Consider the following 17475-nt stretch of genomic DNA (forward strand, 5'->3'; position numbering starts at 1 on the left):
CTTAAACTTCCTCCCTAAATTCAATCTTGCCACCATCTATGGCGTCTATAATAGCAAGTGATTGTACTTCAAATCCCCTGCCTCTAAGGTTAGCTCCGCCTGGTTGGAATCCTTTTTCTATGACGATACCTATACCTTTGATTTCTGCCTTTGCTGATTCTACTATTTCAACTAATCCTTCACACGCTTTTCCATTTGCTAAAAAGTCGTCAACTATTAGTATTTTGTCATCTGGACTGATGTATCTTTTTGAAACACGGACCTGGTAAGTTCTATTTTTGGTAAAAGAAAAAACTTCAGAAGTATAGATTTCGTCGTCTAAGTTTTTAGACTCTACTTTCTTTGCAAATACAACTGGAACGTCAAAATAACGCGCAGTTGCCATCGCAATAGCTATACCTGAAGCTTCTATTGTCAAGACCTTTGTTATGCCTTGTTCTTTGAAATTTTTATAAAAAGCTTCTCCTATGTGGTCCATCAATGTAACATCAATCTGGTGATTTAGAAAACTATCCACCTTTACAATATCAAAACCCTTTGTATCCCCATCTTTTAAGATTCTTTCCTGTAGTATTTGTGATTGCACTTTACATCCCTCTTTCTAAAATATAATCAGGCGTAAGCAGTCACAATTTCTTCAAAATAAGTATCCCAAAATAACCCCAACCCAAGGAGCAATATTGCACAGCTAATACTATACAATATAGGTCATACAAATAAAGACTTTCATCTTTATCAAGAAGATGCCATACACCTGTAGCCTAGACCATTTACGGTGGTCAGGTAGAAACTCCCAGCCCTTATTGCCGGATTTATACAAGCGAATATTATTCAGTTAATAAACACGAATGTTCGTATTTATCTTTAAGTTACATTAATCATAACAAGATTTTTTATAGGTTGCAAGTTTTTTTTAGGAAACAACCTTTACTTTCATGTCTTTTTCTAATTGATCACTAGGTGAATCTACGATGATTTCGCCACTTTCAAGACCTTGTATGATTTCTGTATTTTCTTCACCTTCTAGTCCAAGTTCTACTTTTCTAAGCTTCGAAACGTTATTTTCTATTACAAAAACGTAATCACTATCATCTATTTTAAATATCGCACTATTTGGTACGCTGATAATATTATTTCTTTCCCCTATAATTAGCTTTACATCTAACTCATAGTTAAGTTTCAGCGATTTAGGATTCCCTTTAAATGTCATTTCTACATCTACTCGTTTTTGCTCTATTCCTAAATCCGAACGTTTATTGTGCGCCTTTGGAGCTATAAATGTGATTTCACCTTCGAAGTCTAGCCCTAGTTCGGGTTCTTTTACAACTACACGCCCTCCTATATTTAAATCTTTTACATCAGATGCTAATACCTCTGTCTCTAAATACAATGTATCTAAGTCGCTTATTTCAAATACCTTCATACCTGGTTGTATATACTGTCCTTTTTTGAATGGAATCTCTGTAACTATACCTGCAATCAATGATTTAAAAGAATATCTATCTAAATTGTTCTCAAGTATAGCTATATTTTTATTTAGTGCCTCAACTCTAGCCTTTAGCTGAGCCTCTACATTCTTAGATACATTTTTTTGCACTAGACTCAATTGACTTTTCGCTATATTTACATTGTTTTTCTGGACTTCATATGCATTTTGATGCTGGTTGAATGTACTCAAATCCATTGCACCACTAGCATAAAGTGCTTTTGCAGTTTCAAAATCTTTCTGAGCTTTTTGATAGTTGCTCGTAGCTATTTCTAGACTGCTCTTAGCTTCCTGTACAACTTGCCAATCTGCAGGTTTTAATGTTTCTTTATAAAGTGCATCTAACTCTGTTTTGTTTGCCTGCAACTGCTCTAGTTGCAATTTTATATTCTGCTCATCTAGTTTTCCAAGTAACACTTCTGAATCAACATTTTGTCCTTCTCTAACGTAGATATCTGTGAGCTCTCCTGGATTTATGGCGTAAACCTCTTGTTGTTCTCTTGCTTTTACTACTGCTGTTTCTTCTACAAATTTTTCTAGATGTTCTATCTCTTTCACTTCGTACGTCTCAACTGGCAGACTTTGATTTGATGTTGAGTATATCCCTGCACCAATTACAGCAAGTGCCACTACAGTTCCTATGATATATTTCTTTTTCATCTCACTCTAACCTCCCCTAAGTCATTCTATTTTTAAGTGCTTCTATGAAGTTTATATGGTGTATTTTTCTCTTTGCAAATCCCTGTGCCAATGCTATAAACATGAGAGTAAGTACAGCTGATACCACATAAACTCTGAAATCGAAATAGACTTTCATGGTATATAATTCTGTGCTAAATGCTGTCATAACAGCCTCTGACATAGCATTGCCCATTGGAACTCCTAGTATGAGTCCTAGCGTAGCCATGATATAATTCTCTTTTTTCATTATTTTGTACAATCCATCTTTAGAAAAACCTAATATTCTAAGTGAGGCTAGTTCCAATCTTCGTTCATTTATATTTACTACTGTAGATGAATAAATTATAGCAAATCCTATAAATCCTGCCATTATAACCATAATAGTAGTAGATGTTATCATGAGTCCTAAAAATTGGTCGAACATATCTTTGTAGTCATCGTCCGATTGAACATTCATTATGTTTTTTACATCCTCAAGTTTGTCTTTCACATCATCTTTACTATTTACCATGACAGATGTTATCATCTGAGGATCTACTAGTGTTTTTTGCATATCTTTTATCTCCATGTATGCATTTGCTCCTAGCGCCTGCTCTACAATGGCTTTCACTCTTATATCTAAGTCTTCTCTTTCAGGTAGGAATGATTCTATTGTTATTTTGTCTCCTATTCCCACTCTTAGTTTCTTTGCAAGTGCTTCGCTTAAGTATATTCCTCCGCTTTCTATTTGAACTCTTTTTCCTCCTAATGTCTGAAGATTATAAAATGGTGTATTCGCCTTTACTCCTATGACGTTTACAACCTTATCTCTCCACTTGCTCTTCAAATTGTATGGGTACTCTACCCTAGCTTCTATATTTTTTGCATCTATTAGCTCATCTATCTGCAATACTGCCCTTTCATGTATTGGCTGTGTAAAGTTTACTACGTAGTCTATCTGCTGGTATTCTTCAAATTGCAAATCAAATAGTACGTAGACGGAGCTTATCATGTTAAGTATAAATAGTATATTTGCAAAAGATAGCGCTATACCAAATATTATAAATAGAAATCTTTTTTTGCTTCTCAGCATGTTTCTCATCACCATTTTCCAAGAAAACGATAAATGCTTCCATATACCATTTATTTTATCTATATATATTGCATGTGCTTTTTTGGGCGCTTCTGGTCTCATGGATTCTGCTGGTGCTATTTGTACTATTCTTCGTGCTCCCATGACTCCAGATACTACACAAAATGCTCCACTAAGTAGTATTCCTAAAAATGCGTAATTGTAGTAAATTACAATTTTCAAATATGGAATATCAAAAAATTCTTTGTACATCTCCGCATATGCTCCTGAAAGCGGTGTACCTATTAGTATTCCAACCATAGCTCCGACAATACCTATAATTAGTGAATAAGCTGTGTAGTGCATTAGTATCTCTATATTTGTATATCCAAGCGCTTTCATAACTCCAATAGACATTCTATCGTTTTTTACTATCCGAGAGATCATTAGAGCTATAGTCATAGCTGCTGCACCTAAAAATATTATAGGCACTACATTTGCAGTCTTTTTCACACCTTGAATTTCTTCATTTACCATGTTGTGACTTAGTTGATCTTTCATAGTAAAGAGTCTTTTCAAACCGTATTTTTCTATTTTATGCTCAAATTTTTCTTTTGTATAATCTAAGTCTCTACCCGCCTGAACTTTCATTACCAATTCGTTGTAATAGTCTCCATATCCCAATAGTTCTTGAACTATTTCTTCATTTAGGTATACTATTCCAAATTGGTCTGGCATAGGCATCATGCTCTGCTCACTCTCCATGAGATATACGAACTCTGGACTTGAAACTATACCTTTTACGTAGAATTTGTATGTCTTTCCCGATAAGCTTATCTCCATTTCATCTCCAACTGCTATATTTCTAGCATTTGCGAATTGTTTTATAACCAATATATCTCTTCTGGTATTTTTTATCGGGCCTCCATCGTTGTAGTATAGTTTATTTATATGTCCATTCTCTTTTTCAGATATCAGTCTTAATTTGACTTTCGATTCATCATCTGTCTTCATGAGTATGTCCTGGGTAATTCTTCCTTCGACTAATTTTATTCCTTCTGCCTTCTCAAGTATGTCAACTTTGCTCTCTGGTATTCTAACAACTTCTGCAAATAAATCTGCAAAGTTTTGATCACTATAGTATAGATATAGCGAGTTCTCAAGGTTTATAATTGCCATGTTCATCGTTACATATGCAAGTATACCTATTGCTACTAATCCTACGATAGCTGCAAATTGTCCTTTTGTTTGTTTCAACCGCCTCCAAAGCCTGATATTAATCTTTCTCATTACCACTCAATCCTTTCAGGAGCTATCGGTGATGGATTGTACTCGTCTTTTATTATCTTTCCACTTCTCATCTTTATGACTCTATTTGCCATCTTCGATATGCCCGCATTGTGAGTAATTACTATAACGGTCTTTCCATATTCTTTATTTATTTTTTTGAGTACTGATAGTATCGATATTCCAGTTTCAAAATCAAGTGCTCCTGTAGGTTCATCACAAAGTATTACCTCTGGATTTTTTGCAATGGCTCTCGCAATCGCAACCCTCTGTTGCTCACCTCCACTCATCTGTGATGGAAAGTGACTTTTTCGCTCTGATAGTCCTAGGTTTTCTATTATGCTATCTATTTCCAATGCATCTGTAGTAATTTCCGTAGCGAGTTCTATATTTTCTCTAGCTGTAAGGTTTGCCATTAAGTTGTAAAATTGAAACACAAAACCTATTTTGTGCCTCCTGTACTCAGTCAATTGTTTATCGCTATAGTGAGTTATACATTCTTCTTTGAAATAGACATCTCCCTCACTAGGTAAGTCCATTCCTCCTATCATATTCAATAATGTACTTTTGCCCGAACCACTAGGGCCTACTATAACTACAAATTCACCACTATAAATTTGTAAATCTACTTTGTTAAGTGCTTTGACTTCTACTTCTCCCATCTGATAATGCTTTGATAAGAGCTTTGTTTGTATTAATGGTTTTCGATCCATATTGACCTCCATTCTAAAACTTCCCTTTTATCCTTTTTACCCAAATAGTATTTAATTAGTGTATTTTATGATTATTTTTTATGCATTTAACCAATAATTCTGGGTAATTTTTATATATGAAAGGTGGTAATTTAATGAACTACTTTAAAAATTTAAAAATAAAATACAAGCTAATGCTATTATACTCCACCATATTTATATTTAGCTTTTCTATTTTTAATATAATAACGTACTCTAATTACAAAGCTGAGCTTGAAACCAGCATAGGAACTCATCTTGAGCTTTCAACTTCTAGCATGGTCGATATGGTTAAAACAGCTGCTGATACTTCCATAAAAAACCACCTTAGGACACTAGCTGACAATTACAAGCACATTGCTGAAAATTATCACAAACGTTATCTCTCAGGTGAAATGACTTTAGAAGAGGCTAAAACTGAGGTATCTAAATTGTTACTTGAACCAACAATAGGTTCAACAGGTTATCTATACATAGTTGATTCTGAGGGTATATTAGAGGTTCATCCAGTGGATGAACTAGTTGAAACCTCAATCGAAACTTTCGATTTCGGTAAAAAACAAATTGAATTAAAAACGGGGTATATAGAATATGATTGGAAAAATCCAGAGGATACAAAAACTCGCCCGAAAGCCCTATACATGACTTACTTTGAACCTTGGGACTGGATTATATCTGCATCTAGTTATAGAGAAGAATTCACAGATCTTATAAACATACATGACTTTGAAGAATCTTTTCTATCCAAAAAATTTGGAAAAACAGGTTATTCTTATGTAATTGGAAATGATGGTAAATTCATCATCCATCCGTTTTTACAAGATGTAAACATTCTGGATGCTAAGGATGACCCAAGATATGATTCTATATTTTATATTTTCAACAAAAAGACTGGAGTTTACACATATCCATGGAAAAATCCAAATGAGGATGAGTTTAGAGAAAAGTTGGCAGTATTTGAATTTATACCTGAGTACAATTGGATTGTAACTTCTTCTGGATATTCTGAAGAGTTTTATTCTCCTCTTTTTGATGTTCAAAAACTACTTATATTAACAACTTTGGCTTCTTTTGTTCTAATAGTTTTGATAAACGAAAGGGCTAGCCGTATTATTAGTAAGCCGCTAGAACAGTTTTCAAATCAAATGCAAAATGGTTCTAAAGGCAACTTAGATGCATATTTCCATTATAAATACGATGATGAAATCGGTACGCTAAGTCGCTACTACAACCATTTCTTGGATGATATCAAAGGTCAACAAGATCAGCTGAAGCTTCAAATCGTTGAAAATAATGAATCGAAAGAATTGATTCGAGCAAATGAAAAACGATTGAAAACCATATTAGAAACTATGAATGAGGGATTTCTAGAAATAAATCTAAATGGTGAGATAAAAGACGTGAACCCTGAGCTTGCTATAATACTTGGTTATTCTCAAGAGGAGCTTTTAAGCATGAATATGTATGAGCTATTGGATTCTAAAAGTAAAGATTTGCTTTCAAGTAAAATAACGGATAGAAAGATGGGGTTAGAAGATAGTTATGAAATGGAATTTTTGACAAAGTCAAATGAAACGCTCTACACTCTAATAAATGCAACTCCACTAATCGATGATTTCGGAGATATTTACGGTTCATTTGGTATAATCACTGATATATCTGAACTAAAGCAGCTTACTATGAATTTGGAACAAAAGGTGTCTGAAAGAACGCTTGAACTCCAAAAGACTATAGATTTACTAAATGAAACAAAAGAAACTGCTATCAAAGCAGAACTTCTAGGATCATTGAATCATCTTGTAGCTGGGGTAGCTCATAATATAAATACTCCTCTCGGCGTTTCTATTTCCTCTGTTTCGCATATTCGATTTATATATGAGGAGCTGGTGCAGAAACTATCGGAAAATAAATTGTCTAAGAAAAATTTAATATCATTCGTAAAAAAAATTGATGAATCTACAACACTTTTGGAGAACAATCTGAAAAGAGTTGATAAGTTGATAAAATCATTTAAGTTATTATCAGGAAGTCAATCTATAGGTGAGCGAAAAGTTTTTTCATTAAATGCTCATTTGAAAGAAATCGCCAGACATCATTTCGAACATCCAATGCTCGAACACCCCGTCCCGATTTCTCTAGCTTTAGCTGATATTACTATAGATTCTTACCCTAATGCTTTTAATATAATATTTGAGCAGCTCTATGACAATACAATAGAATTTGGATCTGATGGCATTTTTGTCTCTATAAGGCTTTATAAGAATGATAATAATATATTTGTAGAGTATCGAGAAAGCTACGCTAGTGACAGATTAAATGATGAAATGTTTAAGCCGTTTTACACTAGTATGCCTGATTCTCATTCTGGTTTGGGACTCACTATTGTACAAAACATCGTAAATAAAACACTGAATGGTTCTGTATTTTTTGATATTGCTGAGGATAATTCCTCTAATTTGGTTATGAAATTGCCTATTGCTTTGTTACAACACAGAAAGGAGATTTGATAAATGAATGATCAAAACAGAAAATTTTCAATACGATATAAGTTCATATTAACGTTTTCAATATTAATTCTCCTTTCAAACGGAATCATTGGCTATGTTTCATATTCTAGTGCATCAACTGAATTAGCCGAATCTGGAAAAATAGTCATGCAAAATGGAGTTCGAATGATAAAGGAAGCTATAAATATCAGGCAAAATGAAGTTGTATCTGGTCAACTAACACTAGAAGAAGCACAAGAAGATATAAAGCAATTGATACTAGGCCCTATGGCTGATGATGGTACTAGACCTATAAATAACAATTTAAAACTAGGTGAGCATGGTTATTTTTTCATACTAGATACTGACGGATATGAAATAGCTCATCCTACACTTGAAGGAGCTTATCTATATGATTCTACCGATATGGCTGATTCTTCTCATTTCATAGTGCGTGAAATGATAGAAAAAGCAATAGATGGAGGTGGATTTACAAATTATCACTGGGTTTTACCATACTCTGATGTGATAGCTCCCAAGACAAATTACTCTGAATTCGATAAAAATTGGAACTGGGTTATAGTAGCAAGTATCTATCTAGAAGATTTTAACAGAGGTGCAAATTCCATTTTGAGTTTAACAATTTTCATGTTTTTTATAACGTCTCTAGTGGGACTCTCTTTGGTATTTTATTTATCAAATTCTATACTAAACCCAATATCTAAATTGACAAATTCTATAAGCAAGGTTGCTGAGGGCGATTATGAGATAGACTCTTTAGATGTTTCAAATAATGATGAAACTGGTATACTAGCTACTCAATTCAATTACATGCTGACTACTCTAAATAAGGAAATAACTTCAAGAAAACAAATAGAAGCTGAATTAGAGAAGAGAGTAGAGCACAGAACTCGTGAATTACAGGATTCTATCGAAACTTTAAATAAGACTCAAAGGCAATTGCTTGAATCTGAAAAAATGGCTGCACTTGGCAATATAGTATCTGGCGTAACTCATGAAATAAATACGCCACTTGGTGCAAGTATAACTACTGTTTCTCATATATTGAATTTAAACGAAAAAAACAGGGCTATGTTGCTAGATCAAAAAATGTCGAAGAAGACTTTGCTAAATTACATGGATCACATGGATGAATCTGCAAATATGCTGTCTATAACTTTGAATCGAGCAGCTGAGCTCGTTAGAAACTTCAAACAAATGGCTGTCGATCAACATGCAAATATTATGACTAGATTTGATCTCCATGAGTATATAGAGTCTACATTATTTAGTTTGAAACACGAATACAAAAATTCTGGACATGATATCATAGTAGATTGTGATGGAGAAATTTTTGTAAATAGTTATCCAGGAGCGTATTCTCAAATAATTACAAATCTGCTGATGAATTCTCTGATACATGCTTTTACCGATGACACTAATGGGACTATATTGATAAGAATATGGGAAGAAGATGATAGTGTATTCCTTGATTTTGCAGATTCTGGTATAGGTATACCCGAAGAAAATGTAACCAAGATATTTGATCCATTTTTTACTACTCGACGTGGACAGGGAGGTTCTGGAATAGGGCTAAATCTCGTATACACTATTGTAACTGAACAACTTGGTGGAGATATTTGGTGCGAAAGCGAGATCGGAGTTGGAACTACTTTCCATATTTATGCACCAAAAGAGCTGTAAACTACTGTTATATAATATAAAAAAGGGTCAAGTCTGAGATTTCATCTAACGTTTGGGTTATTTGAAATTTCAGACTTGACCCTTTTTGAAGTTAATTTAAATTTGTATTTCTATTATTTACTTTACTATTTGTAAGTCCTTTGGATAGCTATTTAATACTTCACAGCCGTCTTTTGTAACTAATACTAGGTCTTCTATTCTAACTCCGTATTTTCCAGTAAGATAAATTCCTGGCTCTACTGAGAATACCATTCCTTCTTTGACTTCCATGTCATTTGTCATGCTAACATCTGGCGCTTCATGTACGCAGATACCTACGTTGTGACCAGTTCTATGTGTGAAGTATGGTCCATATCCTCCGTCTTCAATTACTTTTCTAGCTGCCTTATCTATATCGCTAAATTTTGCACCTGGTTTAACTGCTGCTATACCAGCTGCATTTGCTTCTTTTACTAGATTGTATATTTTTTTGTATTCTTCATTTGGTTCACCTAAGAATATACTTCTAGTCATATCTGAAGCATAACTATTTGTAAGTCCACCAATATCTATAATTACACATTCATTTTCATTCCATTTTGTTTCATCAGAACTATGATGTGGCTCAGCTGCATTTTCACCATAGCAAATAAGTGGATCAAATGAGAATGCTGGTGTATCGTATTTTGCATATACATCCGCCAATCTCTTTCCAACTTCTACTTCTGAATGTCCTGCTTTTACTAATTCTATTGCTTCAGCCATTACTTTATCGTTTATTTGAGATGCTTTTCTCAAAAGTTCTCTTTCATCTTCATCTTTGATCATTCTAGCTTCATCTACTGATTCTGAACCTATCTCTACTTTGAGTTCTGGCATTTTCTTCATCAATCTGATTAAGAAATGTGATGGCCACTCTTTGTCGATTCCAAGAGCTGTATTTCCACTAACTATTTTTGTTAAGTATTCAATTGGATCTTCTGTATCGTTGTAATGTTGAATCTCTACACCTAAATCTTTTGATATAGGGAATAATTCGTTTAAGAATAATTTTGTCTCGCCTTGTTTGTTTAAATAAAGTGCTAACATACGCTCGCCTGGGTGAATCCACTCATCTAATAAATAGAATATTGACTCTGGAGAAGTAATTACTACTTGGTCTAAACCCTTTTCCTGCATTTTTCCTAAAATTACATTTAATCTTTTTTGATTCATTTATTTCACCTCTTATTTTATAATTGACTTCTTACTAATTTCAATATTATCACAATTTTTAAAATAATGCCAAGGCATTTTTACTGTTATAGTAAATTTTTTTCATCTATACAAGAATTATTTGTGATTTCTATTTTTCACAATAAAAAACCACTCTACCGCAAAATATATTTTAGCGGCTATAAGTGGTTTTTAAAAGATTGTATGTGTATGATTCCACAATAATATTAAAATGCTATTTTTGTTTTTAGAAAAACACTTGAGTTGTTGTGCTTAAAAATTTATTTTCCCTATCTATCGGGTTTATCCAAAAATGAGGTATATTAGATGGGTAATGCATAGTGTCTCCTTTTTTCAAAAGATATTCTTTTCCATCAAGATTTACTATTAGTACTCCTTCTAATATGTATACTAATTCTTCACCTGGATGTGTGAATATTTCTCTATGCTTCTCGTTACTCCCCATTTTAACTAATATAGTCTCTATTTTTCTATCTGGAAAGTCTCCACTGAGTCTTCTATATTCTATATTTGCTTTTTCTAGCTTAAACGGATGCTGTTCTTCTGATTTTGTTACATATGAATGTTCCTCATAATCATCAAAAAAGGCTTTTATAGGTACTTCAAGCGCATCTGCTATTTTCTTTAGTGATGTAATCGCTAGTGATGAACTGCCATTTTCTACTTGAGACAAGAAACTAACAGACAATCCTGTTCGCGCATTCATCTCTTTCAACGTATAACCTTTCATTTGTCTAGCTTTTTTTATTTTTTCTGCAATACCATTCATTTACACGACAACCCCCATATCCTTAACCGACTGTTTCCTTACCTTAGAATATCACACTTTAATGCAATATAAAAGCATTGATAACAAGAGTAATCACGTTGATATCAATGCTTTTTGTGTTTTTTCTTTATATTTTACATATAGTCTTGCTCGTAAATAAATCTATGTCGTTTATACTTTTTATACTGTCTCTACTTTTTCAGCTTCGTTTGTCATATTAGTCGCTTTGCTTTTTTCATCAAAATGACCTAGCAATACCATGAATACACTAAATACAACCATGATGATGCATACGAACCACCATGCAGTTGTAATATTAGTACTCTCAATTACATTTCCCATAATCATAGGTGATATAGTGAATCCTAATCCTGATATCATAGGTATTATAGCATTCATTCGACCTCTATGACTAGATGGCGTATGGTTTGCTATAAATGGCATTGCATTTACAGTGACTGCTATCTCTCCTAGAGTAAATATTCCTACACCGATGAAGAAAAATGCTATATTTTGTGTCAGTATAAAAAATAGATATCCTGCTATATACAATAATCCGCCTACTACTATTCTCTGTATTGTTTTTAGTTTGTGAAGTATAAGTGTAATCAACGGCGTACAAGCTATAACAACAAATCCGTTGAAACTAGATAAAAATCCATACCACTTTGCTCCCTCTTCAACAACTAAGTCTGTATGAATCGGAACCATGAAACTCCACTGTGCGTATACAAAATTGTATCCAAACATTATAAATGCAAATCCAATTAAAACTGGTCTCTTCAATAATACCTTTATTATAGAACCTTGCTCTTGTTTTTCAAGTTGGCGGTCTACTCCAACATCCTCTTTGGTCAAATGTATAGTCTCTTTTACAAAAATCATGAGAAGTGTTATGGCTATTATTGCAGTAATTGCATCTCCCCAGAAAAACCAGTGTAAATTGTTTTCAAATAACCATCCACCAATAGCTGGCCCAATTGCAAATCCTAGATTGAAACCCATATAAGAAAGTGCGTAAGCTGCATCTCTATTTTCAGGTGTCGTTATATCTGCAATTAGTGCGCCATGAGCTGGATCTGCTACTCCATAACAAAAACCTGCTGCCATTATCAAATAATATGTCGTCATGGATGGCTCTATAAAACCACACATGATATACAAACCTGCTGCTATTAATTCAAGTGTAACTATTATAACCTTTCTTCCGAACACATCTGCTAACTTACCTCCTAGTAAACTTGCAAATATAAAAAATATTCCCGGTAGCATCATATACCAACCAGCTTCTTTTTCGCTAAGTCCAATTTTACTAGTGAGTAAAAGCGTCATCATAGGCCATACAAATGCTCCCATTGCATTGACCATTCTCGATATAAATATGACATATACTTCCCTAGGTAGCCCCATATAAGGCTCCAATGATTTTTTGATTTTTTTAGTAATTTCCAAAATCTATTCCTCCCTCTTTTGGTTCTTTTAACATATGCGCCAAACCTATGTTCTCAATTTGGGTACAAAAAAAGAACCTTCTAGCGGTTCTTCCAAAAGAAATAGATCTATCAAAGTTTGTGGCAAAACACTTCAGCTTTAACCCAATAGTCTAATAAATTCTGGTAGAATGCCTAGAACCTGTGTAATATTTTCTTCTCAAATCCCTTATTTACTACATTATCATCGTACTCTAGCATGAGTCACCACTCCTTTTTTATATTCAAACTGACCTTTGTCTTATCTCATTCTAGTTTCTCTATACCCGTTTTGTCAAATATTTTTTCACATTTGTCATCTAAGCGAAACAATGAACAACTATTTTGTTTCGCAAATATTACAATAAGGTTACAAATATGGTTTTTTTATTACTTTTTTTAAATTAAAGGGTATAATCTAAGCGTACGTGAAAATATTCTGATTTTTACGACTTGATTAAAAATTTTAATTTACGAAAGGAGGTCCGATTATGAATACTTTGGTTTATAACGATTTAAGCATTACTAACTCAATTAGAAATTCTGTTAAAGTTAATATGAATCTTTCTGTACGTGTGCTTGCTCGCGCTCTATATGGGATTTTTGCGTTTAATTTTGCGGATTTGGGCTTTTTTGGGGACCAGTCTGACCAATTTCATAATCGGATGATCTGATAAGTAAATTTTTCTGCTAATTACCACAGGTCATCTAGCCTGTGGTTTTTTTGTACCTTTGTCTAGTTCTACTCCACCACAGGTGAATACCTGTGGTTTTTTTATACAAAAAAGGAGGTTTTGCTATGTCAAATGTTTTAAAAAACAAGAACCGATCAAATTTAAAAAAGGTTAGAACTCCACCTATACTCAACTCGTACCCGGAAAATTTATTCACAAGGAGATGATTTCATGACTACTATAAAGAAAATTTCAGTATTTTTGAAGCGTAACAAGCTCAGATATTTACTAGCTATGGGAGCTGTCGCTCTAGCTACACTTTTTTCAATGATTAATCCACTTATTATAAGAACAACTATAGATTCAATACTTCTAGATAAACCATTAGAATCTGGCATAATAACAGATGTCATAAATTATATTGGTGGAATAGACTTTTTATATGACAACTTATGGATTATTGGATTTATTATAATATTTTTTACTGCAATCAGAGGTTTCTTCATGTATTACAAAGGAAAATTAGCAGCTCAAGCCTCTGAAGATAGCGCAAGACAAATGAGGGAAGCTCTTTATGACCATCTTCAAAGACTTCCATACGATAATCATGTAAAGGCTGAAACCGGTGATTTAATTCAGCGCTGTACCTCTGATGTTGAAACTATAAGAAAATTTTTGGCTACTCAATTTGTTACAATAGGTCAAGCTGTATTTATGCTGATTTGTTCTATAGCTATCATGTTGAGTCTAAATGTCAAATTGACACTTGTTGCCATGTCTATAGTGCCTTTTATATTCTTATTTTCATTCATATTTTTTGTGAAAGTAAAAGAATTTTTCTCTAAATCTGATGAAGCTGAGGGAAAATTATCGACTACATTGCAAGAGAATATAACTGGAGTCCGCGTTGTAAGGGCTTTTGCAAAAGAGGAATTGGAAATTGATAAATTCGATGAAAAAAATAAGAATTTTACTGATTTAACTTATAAATTAATAAAATTATTGGCTATTTACTGGTCTTCATCCGATTTTCTATGCTTGACTCAAGCTGCAATCGTTCTAGTTTATGGCTCTTACCTAACTTATATAGGTGAGATAACGCTTGGTACTTTGAGTGTATTTATAACTTATGAAAATATGCTTCTTTGGCCAGTGCGTCAAATGGGAAGAATTCTAGCAGATATGGGTAAAGCTACTGTTTCTCTAGGCCGTATTCACGATATTTTAGAAATTCCTGCTGAAGATTTTGAAACCGGCAAAAAAGATGTAAATGTAAACGGAAATATCACTTTTGACAATGTGTGTTTCTCTTATGATGATGATAGCGATGTGCTAAACAACATATCTTTCAAAATCAAAGCTGGTCAAACTCTAGCAATTTTAGGTTCTACTGGCTCTGGAAAATCATCATTAGTTCACTTACTGACTAGATTGTATGACTATAAAAGCGGTAGTATCAAAATAGATGGTGTCGAATTAAATAGTTTCAACAAACCATTTATAAGAAAGCAGATTGGTTTAGTTCTCCAGGAACCATTTCTATATGCCAAAACTTTATCTGAAAATATCAAGATAGCAAGACCAAATGCTACTGAAGAAGAAATTATAGCTGCTGCTCAAATTGCCTGTGTTCACGATGTAATAGAGGGTTTTGATAAAAGTTACGATACTCTTGTCGGTGAAAAGGGAGTTTCTCTCTCTGGTGGTCAAAAGCAAAGAGTTGCAATAGCGAGAACTATACTTACTAATTGTCCTATACTCATATTTGACGATTCACTAAGTGCTGTTGATACCGAAACAGATTTAAATATAAGAACCGCTCTACAATCTGTAAACAGAAATGCAACAAAGATTATCATTTCTCATAGGGTTTCTAGTTTATCTGAGGCTGATTTGATATTGGTGTTAGAAAATGGAAAAATTATGGAATCTGGTAATCATGAAGAACTCATAGCAAATAAAGGTATTTATCATCGAATACACAATTTACAAAACAATTTAGATGATGAACTTCCTCTTTCAGTCTAAGGAGGGATAATTATGGCTGAATTTAAAGAACAAAATTACAACAAGAAAGTAGATTTAAGGCTATGGAAAAAACTAATTCGTTACGGTAAAGCCTATAAAAAAGATGCTATATTATTAGCCATTGTGATGGTTGGAGTTGCGGGAATAGATGCCGCACTCCCTCTTCTCACAAAATACGTCATCGACTATATTATCATACCAAAAGAACTAGATAAATTAGGCTTATTTAGCGCCGCTTACGGAGTATTGATTCTAATTCAAAGTGTCAATGTATATTTTCTAATAGCAATAGCTGGCAAGATAGAAATGGGACTCAATTATGAAATACGAAAAGATGGATTTAAAAAACTTCAAGAGCTCTCGTTTTCATATTATGATAAGACACCAACTGGCTGGATAATGGCTAGAATGACTTCTGATATTGAGAAATTGAGCTCTACTATTTCTTGGGGATTAGTCGATATGATTTGGGCTAATTCTATGATGGCAATAATTGCCGTCGTGATGCTCATAGCTAATTTCAAGCTTGGTCTAATGACACTAGCTGTCATACCTATTTTGATAATTGTAAGTATATATTTTCAAAAAAAGATACTTAAATCATATAGAAAAGTTCGAAAGACAAATTCAAAAATTACTGGAGCATTCAGTGAAGGTATCATGGGCGCTAAAACTACTAAAACTTTGGTTTTAGAAGATAGCCATCTTAATTCTTTTGAGTCACTTACTAGCAAAATGAAGAACTCTTCTGTTAGAGCTGCCATATTCTCTTCACTATATCTTCCAGTTGTATTGATTCTTGGAAGTATTGGAACTGCTTTGGTTATGACTTATGGTGGATATGAGATGTCAGTGGGAACATTAATGCCTGGTACTTTAATTTTATTTATAAATTATACCGTACTTTTCTTTGATCCTATACAAGATCTTGCAAGGATATTTGCAGAACTTCAAAATTCCCAGGCTTCTGCTGAAAGAATTTTGTCTTTGATCGAAACTGAATCTGATATAAAAGATAGAATTTCTTTAGAGTCTTATGGAGATGAATTGCCAACCATAAAGGGAAATGTCTGTTTTGATCATGTTGATTTTCACTATGTAGAGGAAGAATCTGTTCTAAAAGATTTTTCTTTAAATGTAAATGCGGGAGAAACTATTGCTTTAGTTGGCGAAACTGGATCTGGCAAAAGTACTATAGTTAATCTGGTATGTAGATTTTATGAAGCTACTTCTGGTACTCTTTCTATAGATGGTATCGACATAAGAGATATACCTCAAAAATGGCTCCATTCTAACATAGGTTACGTACTTCAATCGCCGCATCTATTTAGCGGAACTATACGAGATAATATATTGTATTCTAATCCTGATGCTAGCGAATTAGAGATGATACGAGCTGCTAAAATGGTAAAAGCTCATAGTTTTATATCAAAACTTGAAAATGGATATGATACAGAAGTCGGTGAAGGTGGTAGCCGATTGTCAACTGGTCAAAAACAATTAATTTCGTTTGCAAGGGCTATACTCTGTGATCCTGCTTTGTTTATACTAGATGAAGCTACTTCTTCTATCGATACTGAAACTGAAGTTTTGATTCAAAAAGCTATAGATGAAGTTTTGCATGGAAGAACTAGTTTTATAGTAGCTCACAGACTTTCTACCATTAGAAATGCTGATAGAATTTTGGTTCTAAAAAATGGTAGCATAGTTGAAATTGGATCTCACAAGGAATTGTTGAACAAAAAAGGTGCGTATTATAGTCTTTATAAAAAACAATTTTCTGATGAGTACAATATCAATACTTCTATAAAAAATTAGCATAATAGAAGCTGAGAATCTGTAGAGTTAAACTATTCTACTATTCTCAGCTTTATTCCTTAATCAGCATTTTCTA

General features: G+C 33.4%; 12 protein-coding genes and 1 riboswitch. Of the genes, 5 read left to right on the plus strand and 7 right to left on the minus strand.

Annotated features, from left to right (window positions below):
• Window position 1: 1 nt before the first annotated feature.
• The 4 genes from N4A40_14310 to N4A40_14325 all read right to left on the minus strand — a co-directional run bounded on the left by N4A40_14310 (window position 2) and on the right by N4A40_14325 (window position 5218).
• Window positions 2–586 (minus strand): xanthine phosphoribosyltransferase, encoded by a 585-nt coding sequence (locus N4A40_14310; protein ID MCT4663027.1) that lies wholly within the window; start codon window positions 584–586, stop codon window positions 2–4.
• Between the two features lie 151 nt (window positions 587–737).
• Window positions 738–840, minus strand: a riboswitch (purine riboswitch).
• Between the two features lie 73 nt (window positions 841–913).
• Window positions 914–2146, minus strand: a complete 1233-nt coding sequence (locus N4A40_14315) for an efflux RND transporter periplasmic adaptor subunit (GenBank protein ID MCT4663028.1) — start codon at window positions 2144–2146, stop codon at window positions 914–916.
• 16 nt (window positions 2147–2162) lie between these two features.
• Window positions 2163–4508: an ABC transporter permease gene (locus tag N4A40_14320; protein MCT4663029.1), complete on the minus strand. Its 2346-nt coding sequence runs from the start codon at window positions 4506–4508 to the stop codon at window positions 2163–2165.
• Window positions 4508–5218, minus strand: coding sequence for an ABC transporter ATP-binding protein (locus N4A40_14325; GenBank protein MCT4663030.1), 711 nt, complete (start codon window positions 5216–5218; stop codon window positions 4508–4510). Before N4A40_14325 ends, N4A40_14320 begins: the two co-directional genes overlap by 1 nt.
• Before the next feature lie 134 nt (window positions 5219–5352).
• On the opposite strand from N4A40_14325, the gene N4A40_14330 reads away from it, so the two are divergent.
• Window positions 5353–7743: a cache domain-containing protein gene (locus N4A40_14330; protein MCT4663031.1), complete on the plus strand. Its 2391-nt coding sequence runs from the start codon at window positions 5353–5355 to the stop codon at window positions 7741–7743.
• A 3-nt stretch (window positions 7744–7746) separates the two neighbouring features.
• Window positions 7747–9426, plus strand: a complete 1680-nt coding sequence (locus N4A40_14335) for a cache domain-containing protein (GenBank protein MCT4663032.1) — start codon at window positions 7747–7749, stop codon at window positions 9424–9426.
• Between the two features lie 117 nt (window positions 9427–9543).
• On the opposite strand, the gene N4A40_14340 is transcribed toward N4A40_14335, so the two are convergent.
• The 3 genes from N4A40_14340 to N4A40_14350 all read right to left on the minus strand — a co-directional run bounded on the left by N4A40_14340 (window position 9544) and on the right by N4A40_14350 (window position 12862).
• Complete coding sequence (locus tag N4A40_14340) at window positions 9544–10620, minus strand: Xaa-Pro peptidase family protein (GenBank protein ID MCT4663033.1); 1077 nt, start codon at window positions 10618–10620, stop codon at window positions 9544–9546.
• 247 nt (window positions 10621–10867) lie between these two features.
• Entirely contained in the window at window positions 10868–11410 is a 543-nt protein-coding gene (locus N4A40_14345; GenBank protein ID MCT4663034.1) for an XRE family transcriptional regulator, read from the minus strand.
• Window positions 11411–11590: 180 nt separating this feature from the next.
• Window positions 11591–12862: an MFS transporter gene (locus tag N4A40_14350; protein ID MCT4663035.1), complete on the minus strand. Its 1272-nt coding sequence runs from the start codon at window positions 12860–12862 to the stop codon at window positions 11591–11593.
• A gap of 508 nt (window positions 12863–13370) precedes the next feature.
• Here N4A40_14350 and N4A40_14355 point away from each other — a divergent pair.
• From N4A40_14355 to N4A40_14365, 3 genes are all read left to right on the plus strand, one after another.
• On the plus strand, window positions 13371–13553 hold the full coding sequence (locus tag N4A40_14355; GenBank protein ID MCT4663036.1) for a hypothetical protein: 183 nt from the start codon (window positions 13371–13373) through the stop codon (window positions 13551–13553).
• A 231-nt stretch (window positions 13554–13784) separates the two neighbouring features.
• Window positions 13785–15581: an ABC transporter ATP-binding protein/permease gene (locus N4A40_14360; GenBank protein ID MCT4663037.1), complete on the plus strand. Its 1797-nt coding sequence runs from the start codon at window positions 13785–13787 to the stop codon at window positions 15579–15581.
• A gap of 12 nt (window positions 15582–15593) precedes the next feature.
• A complete protein-coding gene (locus N4A40_14365; protein MCT4663038.1) occupies window positions 15594–17399 on the plus strand; it encodes an ABC transporter ATP-binding protein/permease in 1806 nt (601 codons plus the stop codon).
• Window positions 17400–17475 lie beyond the last annotated feature (76 nt).

Source organism: Tissierellales bacterium (assembly GCA_025210965.1).
Taxonomy (GTDB): domain Bacteria; phylum Bacillota; class Clostridia; order Tissierellales; family JAOAQY01; genus JAOAQY01.